Below are 24,972 nucleotides of genomic sequence, written 5' to 3' on the forward strand. Positions count from 1 at the left end.
CTCTAGCGGATCTCCATGTCCTTCCAGCGCTGCTTCTCGCTGGTGGCCTGGACGACCGAGGCCTTGGCGAGCGCCTCGGCCTCCTGCGCCGACTTCAGCGCAGAATCGAAATTGCCGGAATCCGCTGCCTTCTTCGCAGCGGTGAGTGCGGCCTGGGTCACGGTCCATTGGTTGCGCAGACGTCCGGCTTCCTTGTTGGCGCTCTCGGCCGCCGCGACAGCCGCGAGATAGTCGGCCTCCGACGCGGCCCGCGCGGAGCCGGCGCCGACCGCTGATACCATCATGGCGAACACGATCTTTTTCATGACGCTTGCTGTCGTGACGTTTTTCATGGCCGTGCTCCAGGTCCTGAAACCGGCAGGCCGTTCGACACGTAGGACAGGTAATATTCGAGGTTGCGGTATTCGTCCGATTGCGGCTCCAGCGGCACGGCGCGTGTCTGGCTGTTGCAGGTGACGAAGCGCCGGCTGATCGTGCCCATGCCGCTCCATTCCGAGCGGTAGATCGGCATCGCGTTGAGGATGCCGAGCGCCGGCGCCAGGATCTCGGCGCGGATCCGCTCCCCCGGGCTCTGCACGTGGCAGCTCGCGCAGGAGAAGTTCAACTGGCCGCGGCGGGTGTAGAAATACTCCTTGCCCTTTTCGAAGGCCTCGAGCGCACGCGGGTCGTCGGGGATCTTGATGTCGAAGCGCTTGCCGCGCGACGTGTACGCCATGTAGGCGGTCAGCGATGCCATCTCGTCCTTGACGTAGGAGTAGGGCTGCTCGCCATTGGCCTCGCGGCAGCGGTTCAGCGCCAGCTCGAGGGTGATGACCTTGCCTTCCTTGTCGTCGAAAGTGGGATAGTTCTGGCGGATGCCGATGCCGCCGTTCGGGAAGCAGTCGGCATAGGTCTTGCCGTTCTTGAACGGCTTGGCGAACATCTCCTTGCCGGCATCGAGCGCGAACTCGTAGGGCGGAAACTGCTCCTTCTCCTCCCATTGCTTGCGCATGTCGGCGTTCATCGAATACGGCCCGTTGACGAAATCGTCGAACGCCACCTTCGGAAACTTCTTGACGAAGTAATCCTGGAACGCCTTGGCGTCGGCGGCCGGGTTCGGCTTGTCCGCGGCCGCAGCGCCGGAGGCGCCGAGAGCGAGCGCGGCCGCCACGGTCAGCGCGAGGCGCGGCACCCTCATTGGATCGTCGCCGTCAGGCTGTCGGTCGCGCCCTTGCTGTCGACCCAGCTCACCTTGAGCTCGTCGCCCTTGGCCGCGCCCTTGAAGGCGAACTTGACATAGGGGTCCTTCGACACCGCGGTGCCCCAATCGGCCAGGAACACCGTCTTGTCCTTGTGCACGAAGGTGACCTGCTGGATGTAGTGCGCCGGGATCACTTCGCCCTTGGCGTCCTTGACCAGGCCCGTATCCATCGGGTGCTGAATCAGTGTCTGGACCTCGGCGACGTCGCCATTCAGGACGGCGCGGACGCGGATGCTCGATGCCATGATGATCTCCTGACCTTAGCCGCCGCAGCCGCCGACGGTGACCTTGACCTCCTTGGTCGCGCTGTAGAGCTTGCCGCCGGATTCGACGAGCGCGATCACGTTGGAGGTCTTGGCCATCTTGAGCCGGTTCGCCACCGCGGGCACGGTGCCCTCGGGGATGTGGTACGACGCCGCCAGCGCGAACGGATTCTCGCTGACGATGAAGGCGATCGAGGTGACGTTCGGCAGCGACGTCGTCACCGCGATCGGCACCACGCCGCCGTTCTCGGCGATCTCCGGCGCGTCGAGCTTGATCTTGTCGGACGCTTCGTGGTCACGGCCGTACAGCGCCTTGACCGCATCGCCCGCATTCTTCTGCTTGAAGGCGTCTTCCGGATATTTGTTGTCATTGGTCGCGGCAAACACGGGGGTCGCGTGCAGCACGGCGTTGCCGAGGCCGATCAGCGCGACGAGGCCGGCGCCCTTCAGGAACAGGCGGCGGTGGGCCAACGGGCCGAACGAGGCAGTCATGGCGGTCTCCAAACGGAATCAGAGGGTCTGCAGGAAGTCGACGATGGCGCTGATTTCCTGCTCGGTCAGGATGCGGTTGCGGCCGAACGGCGGCATCACCGTCAGCGGATTGCGCCTGGTCTCGTCGTTGAGAATCGCGATCAGCTCGGCGCGGTCGTATCTCGCCTTGAGGTTCTCCAGCTTCGGGCCGATCGAGCCCGGCAGGTCGCCGCCCTTGATCTCGTGGCAGGTCAGGCAGTTGCCCTTGCCGCGGTCGAAGGCGAGCTTCTGGCCGTCGACGGCACCGGACTGGGCGTGAGCGGCCATGGACATGGCGAGCGAGAGCCCCATCGCCAGGGCGGTACGCAGGACAGGTGTGATCAAGGTGGAGTTCCGACGTCTCGGTGATCTCGGCAATATAGGCGCTGCAAAGCATAAAGACCATCGGCTGACAATGCAGCTATGGTGGCCGCCGCAACGCGGTTAACGAGGGCCGTCCATGGGGCGGCCGGGAGAATGGTCATGGCGGAATATGTCGTGGAGTTCGGCCGGGACGGTCGGCCGGTGGAACCGGACGGACGGCTGGACGCGGCCGCGTTCCACCGCAACCACCAGCCGATCTGGGCGGTGCTGGAACGGCTGCTGGCGGGCAAGACCGGCGACGTGCTGGAGGCCGGCAGCGGCACCGGCCAGCACGTCGTGCATTTCGCCTCGCAGCGCCCGGACCTGACGTGGTGGCCGAGCGATCTCAACGCCAACCACCTCGCCAGCATTGCGGCTTGGCGCAGCCATGCCGGGTTGTCCAACATCCGTGATGCCCAGCGCATCGACCTGTCAGATCCCGGCTGGCCGGCGGCGTTCCGCGCCGCGGGCGGGCCGTCGCAGCTCGCCGCGATCTTCTGCGCCAACGTGATTCACATCGCGCCGTGGTCGGTGGCGGAGGGATTGTTCGCCGGCGCCGGGCAGGCGCTGTCGGCGGACGGCGCACTGGTGCTCTACGGCCCGTTCAAGCGCGACGGCAAGCACACGGCGGTCAGCAACGCCGTGTTCGACACGTCGCTGCGCGAGCGCGATCCGGACTGGGGCGTGCGCGACATCGCCGACCTCGAGGCGCTCGCCGCGCGCCACGGGCTCGCCTTGCGCGAGACGATGGAAATGCCCGCCAACAACATGATCCTGGTGTTCGGTCGGACTTCGTAGGTTTGCGACGGCGCCTCGCCGATCTCCGTCATTGCGAGCGAAGCGAAGCAATCCAGGGTCGCGTTGGGACTCTGGATTGCTTCGTCGCTTCGCTCCTCGCAATGACGGAAGATGGGCCGCTCACTTCGCCTCCAGCCCGACATGCCGCGCCAGAAACCGCGTGCCCAGCGTGATGAAGCTGGCGCGCTCACGGTTGTCGGTGCCGTAGCCATGGCCGCCGGCGGCGGGTTCGTAGAACCAGGCGTCGTAGCCCATGGCCTGCAGCTTGGCGGTCATCTTGCGCGCGTGGCCGGGATGGACGCGATCGTCGCGCCGCGTGGTCGCGATCAGGATCGGCGGATAGGGCTGGCCGGGCGTTGCGGTGTGATAGGCCGAGTAGGTCGACATCCAGCTCCAATCCTGGTCGCTGTCGGGATCGCCATATTCGGCGATCCAGCTCGCGCCGGCGAGCAGCTTGGTGTAGCGGCGCATGTCGATCAGCGGGATGGTGCAGAACAAGGCGCCGAAGCGCTCGGGGTAGCGCACCAGCATGTTGGTGATCAGGATGCCGCCATTGGAGCCGCCTTGCGCCGCGATGCGCTTCGGCACCGTGACGCCGCGGCGGACGAGGTCGGCGGCGACCGCGGCGAAATCATCATGCGCGAGCCGCTTGCCCGCATAGCGGCCGGCATCGTGCCAGGCGGTGCCGAACTCGCCGCCGCCGCGGATGTTGGCCTCCACGAGCGTGCCGCCACGCTCGAGCCACAGCTTGCCCAGCGCCGCATTGTAGGCCGGACGGAGCGTGTGACCGAAGCCGCCATAGGCGCTCATGTGCACCGGCGCGTCGCCTGTCAGCTCGGCCGGCCCGGTCTGGGTGTAGGGAATACGCTCGCCATCCACCGAGATCGCCTCGTGTCGCGTGACGACGTGCCCCTCGGCGCTGAAGGTGCGAGGCGCCTGCTTCAGCACGATCGGCGCGGCCAAGCCCTCGATCAGTAGCAGCGACGGCGGCGTCAGCGGATCCTGGATGTTGGCGAGCAGGTCGCCGTTGCTTTCGGCCTCGTCGGTGTCGAGACGCCAGACGTCCACCGTCGCGATCTCCGGCAGGCCGGGAAGCCGCTCGCAGCTCCACTCCCCCGGTGACGGCGTCCACACCTCGAACCTTGCCCTGAGCTCGTCGAGGATCGACAGCACCAGCCGGTCGCCGGCCCAGGACAGGCCCTGCAGCGCGCGTCGCGGCGCGGGCTCGAACACGCGGGTGAAATCGCGGCGCCCGGCAAGGAATGCCGAGAGCTGGAGACCGAGCACCACATCTGCGGGATGGGTGACCTCGCCGACGGTCCAGGGCTGGCGCAGCTTGATGGCCATCCAGTCGCCATGCGCTGACATCCAGCAGTCGGTCGGCAGGTCGAGCCTGGTCCGCGCCCCGCCGCCGTCACCGAGCCATAGATATTGGTTGAAGAAGTCGATGCCCTCGGCAAACCACACCCGCGCCGGCGCGACGCTGCGATCGACACCGACATGCACCCATGTCGACTGGCTGCCTTCGGCGGCGAAGATCACCTCCGCCTGCTCGACCGGCTGGCCGCGCCGCCAGCGCCGCACCGCCCGCGCGTAGCCCGACGGCGTCGCCATGCCCACGCCGAACGCGCTCGCCAGCAGCAGGGTGTCGGCATCGAGCCAGGCGGCGCCGCCCTTGGCCTCCGAGAGCGTGAAGCCGCCCGTCAGGAAGCGCTTCGTCGCGATGTCGAACTCGCGCAGCACCACGGCGTCGCTGCCGCCCCGCGACAGGCTCAGGACGGCGCGCTCATGCGCCGGCGGCAGGCTCGAGACCCCGTTCAGCGCCCAGTCCTCGCCTTCGTCGGCAGCGAGTCGGTCGATGTCGAGCAGGTCCTCCCATTGCGGTTGCGCCTTGCGGAACTCCGCCATCGTCGTGCGCCGCCACAAGCCGCGCGGATGCGCCGCGTCCTTCCATTGATTGTACAGCAGCCCGCCGCGGCGGCTGACGAACGGGACGTTGTCCGGCCGATCCAAGATGGCGGCCAGCGTGTCGCGGTCGCGTTCGAAGGCCGCATCGCCGAACGCGGCGAGCGTGCGCTGGTTCTGCGCCGCGACGAAGGCGAGCGCGCGCTCGCCGTCGATCTCCTCGAGCCACAGATACGGATCGTCATCGGGCGCCGCGATGGTCGGACGATCGTCGATTGACATGGCTCAAGCTCCGCGGGCGCCGTTGACGCGAGAATACAGCCGGCTTGATTAGCCGGGCAGGTCGGGAGTGTCGAATCACGCTCCGTGGCGCGTTCGCTGCCGCATGGCTTGTCTCCGTTCGCGCCCGTTGCCTCGGGCGCGCGCTTCCCGCAATAGTGCGGCTGAACCAGCAAGGCGGGAGCGTGCGTGCCACGCCTCCGGATACCTGAGATGATCGATCTGACCGTGAGCGAAGACACCTCCGATGATGCCCGCGCTCGCCGTAACGTGGCGCGGCTCGCGGCCGCCCAGGCGCTGACCGGCGCCAACTCGGCCGTGATCTTCGCCACCGGCGCGATCGTCGGTGTCACCATTGCCCCGAACATCGGGCTCGCGACGGTGCCGATCTCGATGTACGTCGTTGGCCTCGCCGCCGGCACCTTGCCGACCGGCGCGATCTCGCGCCGCTATGGCCGCCGGGCGGCCTTCCTGATCGGTACCGGCTGCGGCGCCGTCACCGGCGTGCTCGGCTGCCTCGCGATTCTGCGCGGCTCGTTCGCACTGTTCTGCCTGGCGACGTTCCTCGGCGGCGTCTATGGCGCCGTCGCGCAATCCTATCGCTTCGCGGCGGCCGATGGCGCCAGCGCGACGTTCCGGCCCAAGGCGGTGTCGTGGGTGATGGCGGGCGGCATCTTCGCCGGTCTGCTCGGTCCACAGCTCGTGCAATGGACCATGGACGTCTGGCAACCCTATCTGTTCGCGTTCAGCTATCTGGTCCAGGCGGCGGTCGCGCTGGTCGCGATGGGGATCGTCGCCGGCGTCGATCTGCCGAAGCCTGAAGCTGCCGATCTCCATGGCGGCCGGCCGCTGTCCGAGATCGTGCGCCAGCCGCGCTTCATCGCAGCTGCCCTGTGTGGCACCATCGCCTATCCGGTGATGAACCTGGTGATGACCTCGGCACCTTTGGCGATGCAGATGTGCGGGCTCACCGTGTCGGATTCCAATTTCGGCCTGCAATGGCACATCGTCGCGATGTACGGCCCGAGCTTCTTCACGGGATCGCTGATCGCGCGATTTGGTGCGCCTGCCATCGTCGCGGTGGGCCTGGGGCTTGAAGCGGTCGCGGCCGTCATCGGCTTGTCGGGCCTGACCGCGATGCACTTCTGGGCCACCCTGGTCATGCTCGGCGTCGGCTGGAATTTCGGCTTCGTCGGCGCCTCCGCGCTGGTGCTGGAGACACATACATCCGCCGAGCGCAACAAGGTGCAGGCGTTCAACGATTTCCTGATCTTCGGCCTGATGGCGCTGGGCTCGTTCTCCTCGGGCCAACTGCTCGCCAATTTCGGCTGGTCGGCGGTGAACCTCGTGGTGTTCCCGCCGGTGCTGCTGGGATTGTGCGTGCTTGCACTGGTGTGGTCGTCGAAGCGGCGCGAGGCAGCGGCGGGCTGACTAAAACGGGCGTAGTAGTAACGAGGTCGCGCCGCACCCACGGTGCGCTCCCCTCCCCCTTGCGGGGAGGGGGCGGGGGTGGGGGTCCACGAACCGTGCTCTCTCAGATTACAAGGATCAAAGTCTCTCGCTCGGCCGAGCGGTGGATGCCCAGCCTTGAGAGCCGATAGCAGTGCAGATTGATAAGGTCGCACCTCACTTCGCGCAGCGCCCGGAGACCCCCACCCCCGACCCCTCCCCGCAAGGGGGAGGGGAGTGCACCGGCATCGTGGCGACAGCGGCGCATCGCAGCTCACGCGCTTCTCACTTCAACTCCGACACCTCGCCCTCCGGCAGGTCGAACTCGAACGCGTTCAGCGTCATCGACACCATCGTGTAGTAGCCGCACAGGCCGATGATCTCGACCAGGCCGCGTTCGCCGAGCAGCGCGATCGCCTCCTTGTAGAGCGCATCCGTCAGTCCATGGCCCTCATGCAGCGACTTGGCGACGTCGTAGATCATCTGTGCCTTGGGCTCGGAGAATTCCGGCGTGCGACGGTCGCGGATGTCCTCGATGATCTTGATGTCGAGCCCGCCGGCCAGCGCCAGACGCTTATGCGCGTACCATTCGTAATGCGCGGTCCAATGCCGCGCCGTCACCAGGATCGCGATCTCCGAGAGTGCTGCCGGAAACACCGTGTCGTAGCGCAGGAAGGCGCCGAGCCGCGTCGCGTGCCGCGCCATCTCCGGGCTGTTCAGCCAGGCGATCATCGGCGGCGGCGGCGAGCCGCGCTTGCTGGCGATCGACTCGTCATAGGTCTGGCGCTGGTCGGCGCTCATTTCGCCAGGCGAAAGAAGTTTCAGGCGCATGTTCGTTTCCTCGTATTTCACGCGGCGGCATCATGACCATAGAACGCTTGGCAAGGCGAGGGCGCCCGCGGCGACATCGATGTTGAATTCCCTGACGGGCTGAGGTTAGGTCGTTTCAAAGACAGCAATCATGGAAACGCGTGAGGACTTGGCATGGCCGATCTCGACACATTCCGCCGCGAAACCAGGGCCTGGCTGGAGGCCAATTGCCCGCCGGAGATGCGCCGGCCGATGACCTCCGAGGAGGACACGTTCTGGGGCGGCCGCAATGCAAAATTCTCCTCTGAGCCGCAGCGCGTCTGGTTCGAGCGCATGCGCGACAAGGGCTGGACCGTGCCGCACTGGCCCAGGGAATATGGCGGCGGCGGTCTCGACGGCGAGGAGGCCAAGATCGTGCGCCAGGAGATGGCGGCGATCGGGGCGCGCGCGCCGATCACCTCGTTCGGCATCTCGATGCTCGGGCCGGCGCTGCTGAAATACGGCACGGACGACCAGAAGCGCGAGCACCTGCCGAAGATCACCGCCGGTCTCATCCGCTGGTGCCAGGGCTATTCCGAGCCGAACGCCGGCTCCGATCTCGCCTCCTTGCAGACGCGGGCCGAGAGCGACGGCGACGACTACATCATCAACGGCCAGAAGATCTGGACCTCCTATGCCAACTACGCCGACTGGATCTTCTGCCTGGTGCGCACCGATCCGGCGGCGAAGAAGCATGACGGCATCAGCTTCATCCTGTTCGACATGACGTCGAAGGGCGTGTCGACCAAGCCGATCCTCCTGATCTCCGGCCGCTCGCCATTCTGCGAGACCTTCTTCGACAATGTCCGCGTGCCCAAGGCGAACGTGCTGGGTACCGTCAACCGTGGTTGGGACGTTGCGAAGTACCTGCTGCAGCACGAGCGCGCGATGATTTCCGGCATGGGCGAGCGCGGCGGCAGCCGGCCGCTCGGCCAGGTCGCGGCGGATTCCGTCGGCAGCGATGCGCAGGGGCGGCTCGACGACGCGCTCTTACGTGCGGACATCGCGACCTTCGACGTCGACGAGGCCGCGCTTGCCGCCGCCGCCGAGCGCATGGTCGATCTCGCCAAGGCGGGACAGGGGCATCCGGCGTTCTCGTCGGCGATGAAGTACTACGGCACCGAGCTCAACAAGCGTCGCCACGAGCTGCTGATGGCGGCCGGCGGCATCGACGCGCTCGAATGGGAGAGCGAGCGCTCCCACGAAGGCGCGCGTCCCCGCGCCTGGCTGCGCACCAAGGCCAACTCGATCGAAGGCGGCACCTCCGAGGTCATGCTCGGCATCGTCGCCAAGCGCATCCTCGATCTGCCGGGGGCGTAGTTCGCACCCACGCCGTCATTCCGGGGCGCCGCGACGCGGCGAGCCCGGAATCCATAACCACGATCGTGAGTATGGATTCCGGGCCTGGCCCTTCGGGCCATCCCGGAATGACAAGACCAAAATTGATTGCCATCGTTGCAACGGGATCTCCCATGCCTCTCCTCCTCACCGAAGAACAATCCATGCTGCGCGACAGCGCGCGCGGCCTCATCAGCGATCACGCACCGATCGCGCACCTGCGCAAGCTGCGCGATGATCGCGACGCGACCGGCTTCTCGCGCCAGCTCTGGGCCACCTTCGCCGAGATGGGTTTTGCCGGACTGCTCGTGCCGGAGGAGCACGGCGGCTCCGGCCTCGGCGCGGTCGAAGCCGGCGTCGTGATGGAGGAAATCGGCCGCACCTTGATGCCGTCGCCGTTTCTGGCGACGTCGGTGCTGTCAGCCTCGGCGCTCGCCCGCGCCGGCTCGGCGGCGCAGAAATCCGAGTATCTGCCGAAGATCGCCAGCGGCGCGCTGCTCGCCGCGCTGGCGCTCGACGAAGGCGCCAAGCATCGTCCTTTGCACACCGCCCTGCAGGCCGTGCGCTCCGGCAACGGCTTCAAACTGAACGGCGCCAAGGCGATGGTGGTCGACGGCCACGTCGCTGATCTCCTGCTCGTCGTCGCGCGCAGTGCGGGCGCGCCTGGCGATCGCGATGGCCTCACGCTGTTCCTGGTCGATCCCAAGGCCAAGGGCGTGGCGATCGAACGCACCATCATGGTCGACGCGCACAACGCCGCGCGGGTGACGCTCGACAACGTCGAGGTCACCGCGGATCACGTGCTCGGCGATGTCGATGGTGGCGCTGCCACGCTCAGCGCCGTACTCGATCTCGGCCGGGGCGCGGTGGCCTCCGAGATGGTGGGACTGAGCGAGGAGGTGTTCGGCCGCACCGTTGCCTATCTCAAGGAGCGCAAGCAGTTCGGCAAGGCCATCGGCGAATTCCAGGCGCTGCAGCACCGTGCCGCGCAGCTCTATATCGAGATCGAGATCACCCGCGCCGCGGTGCTGAAGGCGCTGCAGACGCTCGACGCCGATTCCGCCGGCGCGACGGCCGCCGTGGCCGTCGCCAAGGCCCGCGCGGGCGCGACCGCGACCCGCGCGGTGCAGGAGGGCGTGCAGATGCATGGCGGCATGGGCATGACCGACCAGTTCGACATCGGCTTCTTCATGAAGCGCGCCCGCGTCTGTGAGGAGCTGCTCGGCGATGCGAACTATCACGCAGCGCAGCTGGCTCAGCTCAGGGGGTACTAAGCAAGGCCGTTTGTCGGCACCCGTCGACTCCACACGCTCAGCTGTCATCGTCCGCGAAGGCGGACGATCCAGTACGCCGAGAGAGGTGTGATTGACCGACAAGCCCGCAGGGTACTGGGTACCCCGCCTTCGCGGCGTACGACAGTGACTATCGACGGCGACAGCAGAGTTTGCAAAAAAAAGAGCGCGCCATCACCGATGGCGCGCTCTCATTCGATCAATGATGCATCGCGGTCTTGGCCGGTGGCAGCAGCACCTTGTCGATGACGTGGATGACGCCGTTCGAGGCCATGACGTCGGCCTGCACCACATGCGCGTCGTTGACCTGCACGCCGAAGAAGGTGCCGTCGACGGCCACCGGCTGGCCTTGCGCCGTCTTCACGCTCAGCTTCTTGCCGGCGACCTCGCCGGCCTTCACCGCGCCGGGGATCACGTGATACTTCAGGATCGCGGCGAGCTTGCCCTTGTTCTTCGGCTTGAGCAGATCCTCGACGGTGCCCGGCGGCAGCGCGGCGAACGCCGCGTCGGTCGGTGCGAATACGGTGAAGGGACCCTTGCTCTTCAGCACCGGCACGACACCTGCGGCCTTGGCGGCGGCGACGAGCGTCTTGAACTGACCGGCGCCGACGGCGGTGTCGACGATATCGGCGGCACGTGCCGCGACTGCTGACATGGAGAGCGCGCCCAGCATCAACGCGCCGGCCACGAACGAACGGAATCCCAGCGTCATTCGAGTTTTTCCCTGTGAACTGAACTGATGAGTTGGCTGATGCGCAAAGGGATTTCGGTCCCCCTTGTTCTCCCTGTTGTGCAGGGGCGCATCACCCGACCGGATTGGTCAGGCTCGTTACGATCGCTGCGATTGGCTGGATTTGAGAATGAGTTCACGAACTCGTGAGCGGCTCCCCGAGCCTCCCGGGCAGATCGCGCGAGAGCCATGAATCCCGGGACTAATTGCTTTGCGGGAGCATCCGCAGTGCCCGTCGGGCCATTTTGTCGCAACCCGACGGGCGTTGTCTCGTCGGGCAAATCAGCCGCACATTCCCCGCCGTCACGGCCCGCAAGAGGGACGCTTCGCGATCGTTACGAAACGTGGGCCAGTGACGCGATGGACGCATCGGATCGCAGCGCGAGTGATCGCGCCGACGAACGATAGCGATGCGGACGTGAAAGCGCGTGGTCCTGGCGCCCCGATGCTGGCGTCAAGTCGACGGGGGATGATCCCGGGCGGCGACGGTGGCTAACAAGCCGGACACCGAGGAGAGCGCGCCATAAGCGTTAACACCATCGCGCAGGGAAGGCCGGGTTGTCCCGGCTGAGCCTGTGGTTCTGCCGCCTGCATTTTTTTAAGCAGGCGGACCGCAGGTGCCAGTCGGCACCTGGCCTTCCCTGCGCCCTCGATTTTCGGAGGGTGGAGAATTTGGCAAAGCTCGGGCGCGGAAGACGTCGCGGGGATGATGATGTTTGTTCTGCTCTAAGCACCGGAAAATCAGCCCTCGCGGTGCATATGAATGCGCCTCTCCCCTTGTGGGAGAGGGCTACACAGAAGCCAACTCCAAGCTTGCTTGGGTAAGGGCCTGGTGCGGCAAATGCAGGTCTGAGTTCGTGGCAACCCCTCACCCGGTTTCGATGCTGCGCATCGAAACCACCCTCTCCCACAAGGAGAGAGGGTGCACCGTTCGTGTCGCGAGAGGTGTGAGACCCGTCGAAGCGAAGCCGACAATTCCGACCGGCGTCCTACCTGATCGGCGGCGCGTACTGGACGCCGCCGGCGTTCCACAGCTGGTTCATGCCGCGCGGGATCTTCAGCTTCGACTCGCTGCCGACGTTGCGCTCATAGACCTCGCCGTAATTGCCGACGTGGCGGATGATTCGCGCCGCCCAGTCCTTCGTCAGCCCGAGATCCTCGCCGTAGCTGCCCTCGTTGCCGACCAGCCGCATCACGTCCGGCTTCTTCGACTTCAGCGCCTCGTCGATGTTCTTGGAGGTGACGCCGAGTTCCTCGGCATTGATCATCGCGTACAGCGTCCACTTCACGATCATCATCCAGTCGTCGTCGCGCTGGCGCACCACGGGCGCGAGCGGCTCCTTGGAGATCAGGTCGGGCAGGATGTCGTGATCGCCGGGCTTCGACAGCGTCAGGCGCAGCGCGTAGAGCTGCGAGACGTCGGCGGTGAAGGTGTCGCACTTGCCACTGTCATACGCCTTGATGACGTCGTCGAGCTTGGGAAACTTCACCTCCTCGTACTTCATGTTGTTGGTGCGGAAATAGTCGCCGAGGTTAAGCGCGTTGGTGGTGGAATCCTGCACGCAGACCCTGCTGCCGTTGAGGTCGAGCGCCGTCTCCAGCTTGCGCGACCGCGGCACCATGAAGCCCTGGCCGTCGTAATAGGCGACCGCCGGGAAATACAGGTCGTAGTTCTGCTCGCGCGCCATCGACCAGGTGGTGTTGCGCGACAGGATATCGACCTTGCGGCTCTGCAGCTCCTTGAAGCGCTCATTGGCGTCGAGCGGCACGAACTTCGCCTTCTTCGGATCATCGAAGATCGCGGCCGCCACGGCGCGGCAGAAGTCGACGTCGAAGCCGCTCCAATTGCCCTTGTCATCGGGAATCGAGAAGCCGGGCAGGCCGGCATTGACGCCGCACAACACCTCGCCGCGGCGGATGGTCCGCTTCAAGGTGCGGGTGTCGTACATCTCATAGGTGACGGCGAGCGCCGCGACGAGGACGGCGACGGCGAGCCCGATCAGCAGGCCGCCTCGGAAAGTGCGCATGGTCAATCTCTTTCGAAAAATCTCAGGACAAAGCGATGGCTGAATGTCCGGCGGCGGGCGCCGGCGTCACAGTTCCGGCTTCTGCCGCACGACCACCTTGGTGCCGACCGGGACGCGGTCGAACAGGTCGGCGACATCGGCATTCACCAGCCGGAAGCAGCCGGAGGAAATCTTGCTGCCGATCGTCCAGGGCTGGTTGGTGCCGTGGATGCGGTACACGGTGGTGCCCAGATACATCGCGCGCGCGCCCAAGGGATTGCCGGGGCCGCCGGCCATGAAGCGCGGCAGATAGGGCTGGCGCTGGATCATCTCCGGCGGCGGCGTCCAATCCGGCCACTCGGCCTTCTTGGTGATCGACAGCAGCCCCTGCCACTGGAAGCCGTCACGGCCGACGCCGATGCCGTAGCGGATGGCACGTCCGCCCGGCTGCACCAGATAGAGGTGGCGTTCGGCGGTGGACACGATGATGGTGCCCGGCGGCTCGGTGGTGCGGAAATAGACCACCTGCTTGCGCCATTCGGGATCGAGCTCGTAGCCGTCATCGGCGACGAGACCGGGCTGATCGCCGGGGTCCTCGGACTGGGCAAAACTATGCGATGTGGACAGCGCCAGCGCGATGATGGCGCTGGCCGCACAAAGCAGGCGACGGAAACTCGGCATTCAAAGCTCTCCTCAACGGACCCCTGCGAAGCTTGCCCGATCAAATCCACCCGTCAAATTTCAGGAGCATATTCGCAGCAAAGTCAAGGTGAGCGCAGGGCGCACCCGTTGTCATCCGAGCTTCATCCAGAGCCGCAGCAGGAAGGCCACCGCGCCGACGGTCGCCACGCCGGCGAGCCAGAGCGCAACGAACCAGGCGAGGCGCTTCGCGAGGGACGCGGGCTCGGGAGCGGGCATCAATGATAGCCGCTGTCGTGCCCGACCTTGCCGCGAAACACCCAATAGGCCCAGCCGGTGTAGCCGAGGATCAGCGGCACCAGCACCAGCACGCCGGGCAGCATGATCAGTTGGCTGCGTTCGGGTGCTGCCGCCTGCCAGATCGTGATGCTCTGCGGCACGACGTAGGGATACATGCTGATGCCGAGGCCCGCGTAGGAGAGGAAGAACAGCGCGAGTGCGAGAAAGAACGGCCAGCTATCGTGCCTCTGGGCGAGGTTCTTCATCATCAGCACGGTGACGCCGACGACGGCGAGCGGCACCGGCGCGGTGAGAATGATCGCCGGCCACCTGAACCAGCGGTCCGAATATTGGATCGTGAGCAGCGGCGTCCACAGACTGACGGCGGCAATGGCGAGCAGCATCGCGAACAGCAGGACCCAGCTGATGCGATAGGCCTTGTCGCGCAGGTCGCCCTCTGTCTTCAGGATCAGCCAGGTTGCGCCGAGCAGCGCGTAGCCGACCACGAGCGAGACGCCGGTGAGGAGGCTGAACGGCGTCAGCCAGTCCCACCAGCCGCCGGCATAGTGCCGGCCCTCGACATGCACGCCCTGCAGGATGGCGCCGAGCGCGATGCCCTGCGCGAGCGCCGCGACCCATGACCCGCCGGCAAAGGCGATGTCCCACAGATTGCGTGTGGCGCGGGTGCGCCAGCGGAATTCGAAGGCGACGCCGCGGAAGATCAGGCCGACCAGCATCGCGATCAGCGGCGCATACAGCGCCGGCATCAGGATGGAATAAGCGAGCGGGAACGCGGCCATCAGGCCACCGCCGCCGAGCACCAGCCAGGTCTCGTTGCCGTCCCACACCGGCGCGACGGTGTTGGTGATGACGTCGCGGTCCTGCTTGCCTGGAAACAGCGGGAAGAGGATGCCGAGGCCGAGATCGAAGCCGTCCATCACGACGTAGATGAACACGGCGAGCGCGATGATGAAGGCCCAGAGGGTGGCGAGATCGATGGCGACGCTCATGATCCGACCACTCCCTGCACGACGCCGGCGGCCGGCGTGATGCCGGCAGTGCGGACCGGCTGCTCGCTGCTCGGGCCCGGCTCGCCGGGATGCGGCGGCTCGGCCATCAGGCGCAGGATGTACAGCACGCCGGCAGCGAAGATGATGAAATACACGATGATGAAGGCGAGCAGCGAGGCACCCACGGCCGGGGCCGCGAGCGGCGAAACGGAATCGGTGGTGCGCAGCAGCCCGTATACGGTGAACGGCTGCCGGCCGGTCTCGGTGGTGATCCAGCCGGCCATGACGGCCATGAATCCCGCAGGTCCCATCGCAATCGCGAAGCGGTGCAGGCCGCGATTGATGTACAGCCGCCCGCGCCAGCGCTCCCACAGGCTGAACAGGCCGAGCGCCAGCATCAGCAGGCCCAGGCCGACCATGATGCGGAACGACCAGAAGGTGATCGGCACCGGCGGCCAGTCCTGCCGCGGCACGGTGTCGAGCCCGGCCATCGGCGCGTCGATCTGGTGCTTGAGGATCAGCGAGCCGAACTTGGGGATCCCGAGCGCCCATTTCAGTTCGCCCTTGGCCTGGTCGGGCCAGCCGAACAGGTATAGCGGCGCGCCGTCCTTGTGGCTCTCGAAATGGCCTTCCATGGCCATGATCTTCACCGGCTGGTGTTCGAGCGTGTTGAGGCCGTGCTGATCGCCGACCAGGATCTGCAGCGGCGCCACCAGCGCCGCCATCCACATCGCCATCGAGAACATCACGCGCGGGCCCGGCAGATGCGGATTGCGCAGCAGATGCCAGGCGCCGACCGCGCCGACCACGAGCGAGGTGGTGAGATAGGCCGCCAGCACCATGTGCACGAGGCGGTAGGGGAAGGACGGATTGAAGATGACTGCGAGCCAGTCGACCGAGACGAACTGGCCGTCGGCGTTGACGGCATAGCCCGCCGGCGTCTGCATCCAGGAATTGGCCGAGAGAATCCAGAATGCCGAGATCAGCGTGCCCACGGCGACCATCAGGGTGGCCAGGAAATGCAGCTTCGGGCCGACGCGCTTCAGGCCGAACAGCATGACGCCGAGAAAGCCGGCCTCGAGGAAGAACGCCGTCAGCACTTCATAGGCCATCAGCGGGCCGATCACCGGTCCGACCTTGTCGGAATAGACCGACCAGTTGGTGCCGAACTGGTAGGACATCACGATGCCGGAGACGACGCCCATGGCGAAGGTAATGGCGAAGATCTTGAGCCAGTAATTGAAGACGTTGAGATAGACGTCGCGGCCGGTCCACAGCCACAGCGCCTCGAGCACGGCGAGGTAGGACGCGAGCCCGATCGAGAAGGCGGGGAAGATGATGTGGAAGGTGACCGTGAAGGCGAACTGCGCGCGCGCCAGCTCAACCGCATCCAAACCGAACATCAGCACCGTCCGTCATTGCCGTGGGGCTTGTAGCACCGCCCCATGACGGAAGATTGCACCGGCAACGCGCGATATCAAATGGTCAAATCGCCCTATTGGCGGGGTGAGCGGTCCCAAACGACGAAGACCCGGCGGGGGCATCCGCCGGGTCTTCGGAGCAACCTTGGAAGGTGGAGGTATCCTTGAATTTGCTCGCTCCAAACCGAGATCAGCTGGGGGACTGAGGCTCGGCTGATGGATAACGTTCTAGCGGCGGAAATTTTCCAGGTGATTTCGCCGATTGTTTCAATTGTTTCGTTCGGCGATTTTGATGCGTCGTCGTCTTTGGAACCCGCCGGGACCGCAGCCCCGGCGAGAATGAAGCTTGGTCAGGCGGCGAGGCTGTGGACGCCGGCACAGCGCAGGAGCTCGGCCAGGTGCTTGCGGGCATAGAACATGCGCGTCTTCACCGTGCTCTGCGGAATGCCGATGATCTGCCCGACCTCCTCCACCGACTTCTCATGGTAGTAGATCAGGGTGATGATCTCGCGATGCGCCGGCGACAGCTTGGCGACGCAGGCGCGCAGGATGGCGCTGGTGGTGGAGCGCTCGAGCGAGGTCTCCGGCGTGTCGGAGTCGTCGGCGATCTCGCGCACCTCGTCCTGGTCGATGTCCTCGAAGCGGCGCTGGCGCAGCGCGGTCAGCGCTTTGAAGCGGGCGATCGACAGCAGCCAGGTCGAGACCTGCGAGCGGCCCTCGAACTGCTTGGCGGTGCGCCAGACGTCCAGGAACACCTGGCTGACGAGGTCCTCGGCGATCGTGGTGTCGCGGACGATGCGCAGGATGAAGCGATAGACCCGCACATTGTGACGCGCATAAAGCGTGTGCATCGCGGTGCGATCGCCATCGGCAATGCTCTCCAGGAGCATGTCGTCCGTGGTCGCCTGGGCGGCGATGATGCCCTGGCTGGCTGCGGAATTGATGGCAACGACGTTCTGCATGGCACTCTCCCGTTCCGCCGCCCCCTTGCGGCGTTTCGACGGGATGGATTGTTAAGGAGTGCCCGTTTCGGGACGTCTGCACGAAAACAGGAAAATGGTTTCGTGCGCCTGCGGAAATGTTTCGTCGCGCCGCACATCGCGAAACAGTCGTGGCGGAATTGTGCCCAATTCCAAGAAGCGGAACGGAATGGGGGTACAGAGGCTGCTTTCGCCGCCGCCGGCCGGCTGTCCTCAGGCCTTCTCGCCGGCCGGGGAGAACAGGTAGCCGCCGCCGCGAATGGTCCGGATCACGGCCGGTTTGGTCGGATCGGGCTCGATTTTGCGACGGATGCGCATGATTCTAAGATCCACGGCGCGATCGAACGCCTCCGCATCGCGGGCATTGGCGAGCTCCAGCAGCCGCTCGCGCGACAGCACCCGCTTCGGGTTGGCGGCGAACACTTTGAGCAGGCCGAACTCGGACGCCGTCAGCGGGTGCTCGTTGCCTTCGTCATCGCGCAGCGCCTGGGCATCGAGATCCAGCCATTTGGTGCCGAACCGCACCAATTGCGGGTCCTTGGCCTGGGCCGGAGCGGTCTCCGTGACGGCCGCCGCAGCCTTGGCCGGTCCGCTGCGGCGCAGCACGGAGCGGATCCGGGCCATCAATTCGCGCAATTCGCACGGCTTGGCGACGTAATCGTCGGCGCCAAGCTCAAGCCCGACCACGCGGTCGATCGGGCTGGCGGTGGCCGTCAGCATGATCACCGGGATGTTGGTGCGGCCCTTGAGATCGCGAATGATCGACAGGCCGTCTTCTTCGGGCATGTTGAGGTCGAGCACGACGAGATCTGCGGGGCCGGTCTCGATGGCGCTGCGCAGGCTCTTGCCGCCGTCGCACAGCGTCACGCTGAAGCCGTGCATCTTGAGGTAATCACCCACCATTTCGCGGGCAGGGGCCTCGTCGTCGACGATGATGATGTGCTGGCTCTGACTCATGACAATTCGGCCGCCGGCAGTGTGATGGTGAAGGTCGATCCGGATCCCGGCCCTTCGCTCCTGGCCGTCACCTCGCCACCATGCATGTCGACGATGCGTTTGACAATCGACAGGCCGAGCCCGGTCGAGCTCTCGCCCGCGGTCGGTTTGGCCGACAGCCGCTGGAACCGCCCGAACAGGCGGCCGAGATCCTCCGGCGACAGCCCGGCGCCCTGGTCGGTGACGGCGATGATGGTGTTGTCGCCGTCATCGGCGGCGTTCACGGTGATCCTGCCGCCGATCGGGCTGTACTTGATCGCGTTGCTCAAGAGATTGTCGATCGCCTCGCGGATCCGGTCGATGTCGCACATGGTCGACAGCAGCGTCGGCGCCGAGACCTCGATGACCTGCTGCTTGTTGAGGGCGAGCGGCTGGTTGGCCTCGACCACCTCATGGATCAGGGCCGTGATGTCGACCGGCTCGCGGCGGATGGTGATGTCGAAGGCGTCGGCCATCGCATCCGAGATCAGATGGTCGACCATCGAGGTCAGCCGCTTGGCGGCATCGCGGATATGTCCGACCTGGCTGGTGATCCCCTCTGCGGAGGCGCCGGTCGCGATCAACTCGGTCAGCATTTCCGTGCGGCCGAGGATGACGCCCAGCGGATTCTTCAGGTCATGGGCAACGGTGCCGAGAATCTCGTTCTTGAAGCCGTTGGCGCGCTGCAGCCGCAGCCATTGCGCCGACAGCCGCCGGTTGGCCTGCATCAGCGCGCGGGTGCGCTGGGCGACGCGGTCCTCGAGCTGGGTGTTGGCCTCATGCAGCTGCTGATACAGGATCACGTTGTCGAAGGCGATCGACAGCCGGCTGGAGAAGATCTCGACCAGCGAACGGTCGGTCTCGGACAGCGGCCGCTCCGCCTGCAGCAGCACCACGACTTCGCGCCCCGAGCCGGTGCGGACATAGAGCACGGTGCGGTGGTCTGCGAATTCGTTGCTGCGCTGCCTGAAGGCGGCCTCAACCATGTCGCGCAGATCCGGATCGAGCGAGCGCGAGGTGACGGCGCCGGAGAAGCGGCTGTAGCAGCCGGAGCCGGCCAGCACCGAAAAATCGTCGGTCTGGCTGCCGTCGTCGCGCAGCACCAGGATCCCCGCGCAATCCACGTTCAGCAGCGACGCGATCTGGGTCAGCACGCCCTCGGCCAGCCGCTGCATCGACTTGAAATCATACAGCGTCGAGGCGGCGTCGATGATGATCTCGAGGCCGCGCCGGGTCTGCACCATGCGCTCGAGCTGCTGGTAGCTGCGCAGCGCCGCCGTCAGCGAGGTGAACAGCTTGTCGGCGGTGAGCTCGGTCTTGGCCTTGTAATCGTTGATGTCGTACTGGACGATGACGCGCCGCTCCGGCGCCTGGCCCGGCTGCCCGGTCCGCAGGATGATGCGGACGGTCTCGTTCTTGATCTCGTTGCGGATGTATTCGACGAGCTCGAGCCCGGCGACGTCGGTCTCCATGATGACGTCGAGCAGCACGGCCGCGATGTCGGTGTGCTCCCGCATCAGCGCGCGGCCTTCGGCCGCCGAATAGGCGGACAGGATTTCGAGCCCCTGGCCGTTCAGGCTGTAATCCGACAGCGCAAAGCGGGTGCCCTCGTGCACGGCATGGTCGTCGTCGATGACGGCGATCTTCCATTTCCGGGCCGAACCGTCGTCCTCGTCGAAACCGGTATCCTCGATCAGTTGGAGGACATCGTCCTGTTCGGCCATTGCGTCGTTCCGTCACCCATTGCTGTCTCGGCGCCGCCCTTGGCGACCCGCGGCATGATAATCCGAAAGGTGGTGCCTTGTCCCTCGCGGGATTCCAGCATCATGCGGCCACCGAGCTGCTGCGTCACCAGATTGTAGACGATATGCAGCCCGAGCCCCGTTCCCCCTTCGTTGCGGCGTGTCGTGAAGAACGGATCGAAGGCCTGGCGCTGCACGTCGGGGGGCATGCCGGCCCCGTTATCGGCGAAAATGATCTCGATGTCATCCGTGCCGCGCGGCCGCGCCGTGATCGAGATGGTGCCCGCGCGGCCGTCGGCAAAGGCGTGGTTGACGGCGTTGAGGAACAGGTTGGTGAGAATCTGACCGTAGAACCCGGGATAGCCGTCGATGAAAAGCCCCTCGGGGACATCGACCGCCAGCGTGATCGGCGCGCGCTTGAGCACCGGCTTGAGGCTGGTGATGATCTGATCGGTCGCCTCGCTCAGGACAAAGGCCCGTCGCTCCGCATGGGAGCGGTCGACCGCGACCTGCTTGAACGACTGGATCAACTCGCCGGCGCGCTGCAGGTTGGCGACCAGTTGCTCGGACGCATCGCGCGACGAACGCACGAACTCCTCCAGTTGCGACCGGCGCAGGCCGCCTTCGGGCGACCGCAGCGCCGCCTCGAACATCTCGACGCGGCGTGCGAAGCTGGAGGCCACCGTCAGGCTGATGCCGATCGGGTTGTTCACCTCGTGGGCGACGCCGGCGACCAGCCCGCCCAGCGCCGCCAGCCGCTCGGCATCGATGAGATTCCGTTGCGCGGCATTGAGCTCGAGCAGCGCGCTCTCGGCCTTTTCCTTCGCGGTGCGCAACTCGTCCTCGGTCTTGCGCTTGGCGATCGCGTTCTCGCGGAAGGTCTCGACGGCGCGGGCCATCGCGCCGACCTCGTCGCGCGCCTCGGTGCCCTGGACCTCGCGGTCGTAGTCGCCCAGCATGATTGCGCGCATCGAGGCCATGATCTGCTGCAGCGGCAGCCGGATCGACAAGGCGATCAGCACGCCCGCGGACAGGATGACTCCCAGGAAGATCACCGCGATCGAGAGGACGCGGCGGGAGATGTCCTTCAACGTCCGATCGAACGTCGCCTGCGCCTTCTGCTCGTGCTGGCGCATCTTCACCGACAGGCCGTCGATGGCGCCGATGGTTTCGGCCTGGCTCGCATCGATGGTGTTGCGCAGCAGTTCGGTGCGGTTGGTGAGCTGATCGGTGAGCTTGGAGAATCCCGCGCGCAGCGCCGCGGTCCGGGCCGACAGCCGCTGCAGCGCCAGCCGCTGCAGATCATTGTCCGCAAGGCTCGACATCACCGGAATGGTCTTCTCGATCGTCTCCGTGTTGCGGCGCGCGTCCTCGGCGGAGGCGGGCGCGAGCGACAGGTAGTAGGAATTGGCCGCGACCAGCATGGCGGTGAAGGCCTCGCGCGACTTGCCGAGCGAGGGCCAGATCTGCGCGTCGCGATGGCCGGTCGCGCCTTCGATCACCGAATAGAGCCCGGCGATGTCGCGGGCGGGGCCGAGAACCTCTTCCTCATAGGTCTTGGAGATCGTCGCCTGCAGACTTCGCAGCTCGCCGAAGCCGTCCAGGAAACGCACGGTGACGCGCTCCAGCTCCTCGACCGACCCCGACAGCATCGGGTCGGTCGAGGCGCGCGTCGTCAGCGTCCCGAGCACGGCCTCGCGCAGCAGCAGGATCTCGGCGAACAGCTCCGGGCTCGGCTGATTGATGTAGCGATGAATGAGGTTCTGCAGCCGGCTCGTCTCGCTTTCGAGCAGGGCCAGCACCTTGTCGGATTCCCGGACCTGGCGAACGTCGTCCCAGGCCGTGCCCAGCACCGTCGCGCCGTTCCAGATCAGCGCCGCCAGCACGATCACGACAGCCGAGTTGAGCGCGGCGATCGAGAGGATGCGCCAGCGGATCGGAACCGCCCGCAGCGCGCGAACGATCCGTGCCCGCCCCAGGACCGCCAGACCGAGCGGCCGCGCGACGGATTTCCGCTGCTCGGATCGCGCCACGATCGCTACCTCGGGCCGGGCGTGCGGAGCCTGCCTGCGTCCGCTCTGCCGCGCGCAGCCGGGCCTGTATGCTGCGGCGCAGCCAGTCGCGCCGCCGAGCATGATGGGCGTGAAAGGGACGAGCGGTACCGCGCGCCCGCCTCAGCGCGCATCAGCACCGGCGTGACGTCCACTCTCGAGATCGACGAAAGATGGGCGCGGTACACAGGCAACACTTTTCCCCCTGATGATGAGGTCGGCCCGGACATGAAAAGGTTCAATGCACTCCCGAACAGGTGCTATAAGGCCATTCTGACGTCAAAGCGATACACGTCAATGGTTTGCTGATAGTTTGTTGCAGCCTTGGGTTGCTGGACCTGATTTTTCGGTCCGATTGCGATCTCAGCCCGAGCCTATTCATTCATCGAATTGGAGTTGCCTCCTGGTGACGGTCCTTCTGCGTTCTGTTTCGTTTGCAATCCTGCTCTGGACGGTTGTTGGCGCAAGCACGGCCAAGGCCGCGACCGAGATCGTGTGGTGGCATGCGATGTCGGGCGAGCTCGGCAGGCAGGTCGACAGGCTGGCGGCCGACTTCAACGCGTCGCAGTCCGACTACCGCATCGTGCCGAGCTACAAGGGCAGCTATACGGAGACCGTGACGGCGGCCATCTTCGCGTTCCGCTCGCGCAGCCAGCCGGCGATCGTGCAGGTCAATGAGATCGCGACCGCGACGATGACGGCGGCCAAGGGCGCGATCTATCCCGTTTACGAATTGATGCGCGACGAGCAGGAGAGCTTTTCGCCGTCGGCCTATCTGCCCGCGATCGCCGGCACCTATGCCGACGCCGACGGCAACATGCTGTCGTTTCCGTTCAACGCCTCCACGCCCATCCTCTACTACAACAAGGATCAGTTTCGCGCGGCCGGGCTCGATCCGGGCATGGCGCCGAAGACCTGGTCCGAGCTCGGCAAGGCTGCCCGGCGGCTGCGCGACAACGGTGTCGCCTGCGGCTTCACGACGTCGTGGCCGGCCTGGATCAACGTGGAGAATTTCTCGGCCTTCCACAATCTGCCGATCGCCACGCGGGCCAACGGCTTTGCCGGACTGGACGCCGTGCTGACGTTCAACAATCCGCAGGTCACGCGGCACATCGCCCAGCTCGCGGAATGGCAGAAGAGCAAGGTCTTCGACTATGGCGGCCGCGGTCAGGCTGCCGAGCCGCGTTTCCAGAAGGGCGAGTGCGGCATCTTCATCGGCTCCTCGGCAACGCGCGCCGACATCAAGGCGAATTCGAAGTTCGAGGTCGGCTACGGCATGATGCCGTACTGGCCTGACGTTGCGGCCGCGCCGCAGAATTCGATCATCGGCGGCGCGACGTTGTGGGTGCTCCGCGACCGTCCCGCGGCCGAGTACAAGGGCGTGGCCAAGTTCTTCGCCTATCTGTCGCGGCCCGATGTTCAGGCCGCTTGGCACCAGAATACGGGCTATTTGCCGATCACCCAGGCGGCCTTCGATCTGACGCGCGCGCAGGGCTTCTACGACCGCAATCCAGGAGCCGCGATCTCGATCGAGCAGGTGACGCTCAACCCACCCACGGAGAATTCGCGCGGACTGCGGCTCGGCTCGTTCGTGCTGATCCGTGATGCCATCGAGGACGAGATGGAGCAGGCCTTCAGCGGCCGCAAACCGGCGCAGGCGGCGCTCGATGCCGCCGTCGACCGCGGCAACCGTCTGCTGCGCCAGTTCGAGCGCGCGAGCCCGGATCGCTGAAAATGACGTTGCCACCGGTCGCCGATGGCGCGCAGCTCCGGCGCCTCCGTGCCGACGTGACGCGCTGGCTGCCGGCTGCACGCGATATTGCGCGCGGCCATGGCTACGACGACGCGCGGCTGGTTCCGTTCGCGGCGGGCACCAATCTGGTCCTCGCGCTGAACGACGGACTGATCCTGAAGGTCTTCCCGCCGTTTCATCGCGGCAAGTTTCAGTCCGAGCGGGCGGCCTTGCGCGTGCTCGCCGGTGGCGTCGGCGACGTCCGTACCCCCGACCTTCAACACGAAGGGGAGCGCGACGGCTGGTGCTATCTGATCATGACCAGGCTCGGCGGCATGCCTGCTTCGGATGTGTGGCGGCAACTCCCGGAGCGGGACAAGCAGCTCTTGCTCAGGCAGGTCGGTCGTCTGATCGCCGCCGTGCAGCGGGTCCCGCCTGGCGAGCTGCTGGCGCTCGGTCCGCGCTGGTCGGATTTTTTGCGGATGCAGATGGCCGGATGTCATGCACGCCATCAGCGGCTCGGCTTGCCGCCGACGCTTCTCGCCGGACTGGACGATCTCCTGCGCGAGGCCGCAGCACTGCTGCCGCAGGATCCGCCGCCGGTCATCCTGACCGGTGAATACATTCCGGAGAACTTACTCGTCACGCGCAGCGGTGATGGCTGGCAGCTGAGCGGGCTGTTCGACTTCGGCGACGTCATGACCGGTTTTGGCGAGTATGATCTGCTCGGGCCGAGCGTCTTCATGGCAGCGGGTCATCCCGGGCGCGTGCGTGCCTTGTTCGACGGCTACGGATTTGCGCTGGAGGACATCGACCGGCAGCTGAAGCGACGGCTGCTGGTCCTGCTGTTGCTGCACCAGTACAGCGATCCGCTCCGCCACATCTGCATTCTGGATTGGCCGGCCAAGGTCCGCGACTTCGACGAGCTGCAGGCGCTGATCTGGCCGGTGTGATCCTAACCGGGGCGGCCGTCCAACAGGCGTTGCGTAAATCTGTCGCAGGCTAGCTGAGGTGATTATAAACTCAGCAAATATGCAGCTTTGTATGCAATCGAGAGCGCTAAGCTGTGCCGCTCGGTGAAGACCCCTCGATATTTCAATAGCTTAGTTTTCAGCCGGGCT

Annotated in this window: 23 protein-coding genes; 6 read left to right on the forward strand and 17 right to left on the reverse strand. The window is 65.9% G+C overall.

Going from position 1 to position 24,972, the window contains the following annotated elements:
• Positions 1–2: 2 nt before the first annotated feature.
• The 5 genes from QX048_RS18765 to soxX are packed head-to-tail and all read right to left on the reverse strand — an operon-like array spanning position 3 to position 2,307.
• Entirely contained in the window at positions 3–305 is a 303-nt protein-coding gene (locus tag QX048_RS18765; protein ID WP_409977916.1) for a hypothetical protein, read from the reverse strand.
• A gap of 23 nt (positions 306–328) precedes the next feature.
• Complete coding sequence (gene soxA, locus QX048_RS18770; protein WP_315827932.1) at positions 329–1,177, reverse strand: sulfur oxidation c-type cytochrome SoxA; 849 nt, start codon at positions 1,175–1,177, stop codon at positions 329–331.
• On the reverse strand, positions 1,174–1,485 hold the full coding sequence (gene soxZ / locus QX048_RS18775; protein WP_315827933.1) for a thiosulfate oxidation carrier complex protein SoxZ: 312 nt from the start codon (positions 1,483–1,485) through the stop codon (positions 1,174–1,176). The genes soxA and soxZ overlap by 4 nt, the downstream gene beginning before the upstream one ends.
• A gap of 15 nt (positions 1,486–1,500) precedes the next feature.
• Entirely contained in the window at positions 1,501–1,995 is a 495-nt protein-coding gene (gene soxY, locus QX048_RS18780) for a thiosulfate oxidation carrier protein SoxY (protein ID WP_315717085.1), read from the reverse strand.
• A gap of 18 nt (positions 1,996–2,013) precedes the next feature.
• Complete coding sequence (gene soxX / locus QX048_RS18785; RefSeq protein WP_315717170.1) at positions 2,014–2,307, reverse strand: sulfur oxidation c-type cytochrome SoxX; 294 nt, start codon at positions 2,305–2,307, stop codon at positions 2,014–2,016.
• A gap of 189 nt (positions 2,308–2,496) precedes the next feature.
• Here soxX and QX048_RS18790 point away from each other — a divergent pair, with 189 nt between their 5' ends.
• Positions 2,497–3,174, forward strand: coding sequence for a DUF938 domain-containing protein (locus tag QX048_RS18790; protein WP_315827934.1), 678 nt, complete (start codon positions 2,497–2,499; stop codon positions 3,172–3,174).
• Between the two features lie 120 nt (positions 3,175–3,294).
• Here the strand turns inward: QX048_RS18790 and QX048_RS18795 are convergent, their stop codons facing one another.
• Entirely contained in the window at positions 3,295–5,361 is a 2,067-nt protein-coding gene (locus QX048_RS18795; RefSeq protein ID WP_316191830.1) for a prolyl oligopeptidase family serine peptidase, read from the reverse strand.
• A 210-nt stretch (positions 5,362–5,571) separates the two neighbouring features.
• On the opposite strand from QX048_RS18795, the gene QX048_RS18800 reads away from it, so the two are divergent.
• The gene (locus QX048_RS18800; protein WP_315751172.1) at positions 5,572–6,789 is read left to right on the forward strand and encodes an MFS transporter; all 1,218 of its coding nucleotides are present in this window, start codon (positions 5,572–5,574) and stop codon (positions 6,787–6,789) included.
• 303 nt (positions 6,790–7,092) lie between these two features.
• On the opposite strand, the gene QX048_RS18805 is transcribed toward QX048_RS18800, so the two are convergent.
• Entirely contained in the window at positions 7,093–7,638 is a 546-nt protein-coding gene (locus QX048_RS18805) for a carboxymuconolactone decarboxylase family protein (RefSeq protein WP_315827936.1), read from the reverse strand.
• A gap of 153 nt (positions 7,639–7,791) precedes the next feature.
• Here QX048_RS18805 and QX048_RS18810 point away from each other — a divergent pair, with 153 nt between their 5' ends.
• Both QX048_RS18810 and QX048_RS18815 read left to right on the forward strand, forming a co-directional pair.
• Complete coding sequence (locus tag QX048_RS18810; protein ID WP_315717091.1) at positions 7,792–8,976, forward strand: acyl-CoA dehydrogenase family protein; 1,185 nt, start codon at positions 7,792–7,794, stop codon at positions 8,974–8,976.
• A 152-nt stretch (positions 8,977–9,128) separates the two neighbouring features.
• Positions 9,129–10,268, forward strand: coding sequence for an acyl-CoA dehydrogenase family protein (locus QX048_RS18815; protein WP_315827937.1), 1,140 nt, complete (start codon positions 9,129–9,131; stop codon positions 10,266–10,268).
• A 217-nt stretch (positions 10,269–10,485) separates the two neighbouring features.
• Here the strand turns inward: QX048_RS18815 and QX048_RS18820 are convergent, their stop codons facing one another.
• The 10 genes from QX048_RS18820 to QX048_RS18865 all read right to left on the reverse strand — a co-directional run bounded on the left by QX048_RS18820 (position 10,486) and on the right by QX048_RS18865 (position 22,005).
• Positions 10,486–10,941 (reverse strand): fasciclin domain-containing protein, encoded by a 456-nt coding sequence (locus QX048_RS18820; protein WP_315828017.1) that lies wholly within the window; start codon positions 10,939–10,941, stop codon positions 10,486–10,488.
• Positions 10,942–12,005: 1,064 nt separating this feature from the next.
• Positions 12,006–13,043, reverse strand: coding sequence for an amino acid ABC transporter substrate-binding protein (locus tag QX048_RS18825; protein ID WP_315827938.1), 1,038 nt, complete (start codon positions 13,041–13,043; stop codon positions 12,006–12,008).
• Between the two features lie 66 nt (positions 13,044–13,109).
• Entirely contained in the window at positions 13,110–13,703 is a 594-nt protein-coding gene (locus QX048_RS18830) for a L,D-transpeptidase (RefSeq protein ID WP_315717095.1), read from the reverse strand.
• Positions 13,704–13,814: 111 nt separating this feature from the next.
• Positions 13,815–13,940 carry a DUF2474 family protein gene (locus tag QX048_RS18835; protein ID WP_315827939.1) on the reverse strand — a complete coding sequence of 42 codons (126 nt, stop codon included), beginning with the start codon at positions 13,938–13,940 and terminating at the stop codon, positions 13,815–13,817.
• Entirely contained in the window at positions 13,940–14,950 is a 1,011-nt protein-coding gene (gene cydB / locus QX048_RS18840; protein WP_315751177.1) for a cytochrome d ubiquinol oxidase subunit II, read from the reverse strand. Before cydB ends, QX048_RS18835 begins: the two co-directional genes overlap by 1 nt.
• On the reverse strand, positions 14,947–16,353 hold the full coding sequence (locus QX048_RS18845; protein WP_315827940.1) for a cytochrome ubiquinol oxidase subunit I: 1,407 nt from the start codon (positions 16,351–16,353) through the stop codon (positions 14,947–14,949). Before QX048_RS18845 ends, cydB begins: the two co-directional genes overlap by 4 nt.
• A gap of 368 nt (positions 16,354–16,721) precedes the next feature.
• Complete coding sequence (locus QX048_RS18850) at positions 16,722–17,333, reverse strand: sigma-70 family RNA polymerase sigma factor (protein WP_315751179.1); 612 nt, start codon at positions 17,331–17,333, stop codon at positions 16,722–16,724.
• 231 nt (positions 17,334–17,564) lie between these two features.
• Positions 17,565–18,308: a response regulator gene (locus QX048_RS18855; RefSeq protein WP_315717100.1), complete on the reverse strand. Its 744-nt coding sequence runs from the start codon at positions 18,306–18,308 to the stop codon at positions 17,565–17,567.
• Positions 18,305–20,050, reverse strand: a complete 1,746-nt coding sequence (locus QX048_RS18860) for a DUF3369 domain-containing protein (RefSeq protein WP_315751180.1) — start codon at positions 20,048–20,050, stop codon at positions 18,305–18,307. Before QX048_RS18860 ends, QX048_RS18855 begins: the two co-directional genes overlap by 4 nt.
• Positions 20,020–22,005, reverse strand: coding sequence for an ATP-binding protein (locus tag QX048_RS18865; RefSeq protein WP_409977917.1), 1,986 nt, complete (start codon positions 22,003–22,005; stop codon positions 20,020–20,022). The genes QX048_RS18860 and QX048_RS18865 overlap by 31 nt, the downstream gene beginning before the upstream one ends.
• A gap of 520 nt (positions 22,006–22,525) precedes the next feature.
• Here QX048_RS18865 and ugpB point away from each other — a divergent pair.
• On the forward strand, positions 22,526–23,851 hold the full coding sequence (gene ugpB / locus QX048_RS18870) for a sn-glycerol-3-phosphate ABC transporter substrate-binding protein UgpB (RefSeq protein WP_315751181.1): 1,326 nt from the start codon (positions 22,526–22,528) through the stop codon (positions 23,849–23,851).
• 2 nt (positions 23,852–23,853) lie between these two features.
• On the forward strand, positions 23,854–24,804 hold the full coding sequence (locus QX048_RS18875; protein WP_315827941.1) for a phosphotransferase family protein: 951 nt from the start codon (positions 23,854–23,856) through the stop codon (positions 24,802–24,804).
• Positions 24,805–24,972: the final 168 nt, after the last annotated feature.

Source organism: Bradyrhizobium sp. SZCCHNS30572 (genome assembly GCF_032484415.1).
Lineage (GTDB): Bacteria > Pseudomonadota > Alphaproteobacteria > Rhizobiales > Xanthobacteraceae > Bradyrhizobium.

Excerpts from the sequence above, each read along its gene's own strand:
- QX048_RS18765 (WP_409977916.1), bottom strand. The coding sequence starts at position 305 with ATGAAAAAGATCGTGTTCGCCATGATGGTATCAGCGGTCGGCGCCGGC.
- soxA (WP_315827932.1), bottom strand. The coding sequence starts at position 1,177 with ATGAGGGTGCCGCGCCTCGCGCTGACCGTGGCGGCCGCGCTCGCTCTC.
- soxZ (WP_315827933.1), bottom strand. The coding sequence starts at position 1,485 with ATGGCATCGAGCATCCGCGTCCGCGCCGTCCTGAATGGCGACGTCGCC.
- soxY (WP_315717085.1), bottom strand. The coding sequence starts at position 1,995 with ATGACTGCCTCGTTCGGCCCGTTGGCCCACCGCCGCCTGTTCCTGAAG.
- soxX (WP_315717170.1), bottom strand. The coding sequence starts at position 2,307 with ATGTCCATGGCCGCTCACGCCCAGTCCGGTGCCGTCGACGGCCAGAAG.
- QX048_RS18790 (WP_315827934.1), top strand. The coding sequence starts at position 2,497 with ATGGCGGAATATGTCGTGGAGTTCGGCCGGGACGGTCGGCCGGTGGAA.
- QX048_RS18795 (WP_316191830.1), bottom strand. The coding sequence starts at position 5,361 with ATGTCAATCGACGATCGTCCGACCATCGCGGCGCCCGATGACGATCCG.
- QX048_RS18800 (WP_315751172.1), top strand. The coding sequence starts at position 5,572 with ATGATCGATCTGACCGTGAGCGAAGACACCTCCGATGATGCCCGCGCT.
- QX048_RS18805 (WP_315827936.1), bottom strand. The coding sequence starts at position 7,638 with ATGCGCCTGAAACTTCTTTCGCCTGGCGAAATGAGCGCCGACCAGCGC.
- QX048_RS18810 (WP_315717091.1), top strand. The coding sequence starts at position 7,792 with ATGGCCGATCTCGACACATTCCGCCGCGAAACCAGGGCCTGGCTGGAG.
- QX048_RS18815 (WP_315827937.1), top strand. The coding sequence starts at position 9,129 with ATGCCTCTCCTCCTCACCGAAGAACAATCCATGCTGCGCGACAGCGCG.
- QX048_RS18820 (WP_315828017.1), bottom strand. The coding sequence starts at position 10,941 with ATGTCAGCAGTCGCGGCACGTGCCGCCGATATCGTCGACACCGCCGTC.
- QX048_RS18825 (WP_315827938.1), bottom strand. The coding sequence starts at position 13,043 with ATGCGCACTTTCCGAGGCGGCCTGCTGATCGGGCTCGCCGTCGCCGTC.
- QX048_RS18830 (WP_315717095.1), bottom strand. The coding sequence starts at position 13,703 with ATGCCGAGTTTCCGTCGCCTGCTTTGTGCGGCCAGCGCCATCATCGCG.
- QX048_RS18835 (WP_315827939.1), bottom strand. The coding sequence starts at position 13,940 with ATGCCCGCTCCCGAGCCCGCGTCCCTCGCGAAGCGCCTCGCCTGGTTC.
- cydB (WP_315751177.1), bottom strand. The coding sequence starts at position 14,950 with ATGAGCGTCGCCATCGATCTCGCCACCCTCTGGGCCTTCATCATCGCG.
- QX048_RS18845 (WP_315827940.1), bottom strand. The coding sequence starts at position 16,353 with ATGTTCGGTTTGGATGCGGTTGAGCTGGCGCGCGCGCAGTTCGCCTTC.
- QX048_RS18850 (WP_315751179.1), bottom strand. The coding sequence starts at position 17,333 with ATGCAGAACGTCGTTGCCATCAATTCCGCAGCCAGCCAGGGCATCATC.
- QX048_RS18855 (WP_315717100.1), bottom strand. The coding sequence starts at position 18,308 with ATGAGTCAGAGCCAGCACATCATCATCGTCGACGACGAGGCCCCTGCC.
- QX048_RS18860 (WP_315751180.1), bottom strand. The coding sequence starts at position 20,050 with ATGGCCGAACAGGACGATGTCCTCCAACTGATCGAGGATACCGGTTTC.
- QX048_RS18875 (WP_315827941.1), top strand. The coding sequence starts at position 23,854 with ATGACGTTGCCACCGGTCGCCGATGGCGCGCAGCTCCGGCGCCTCCGT.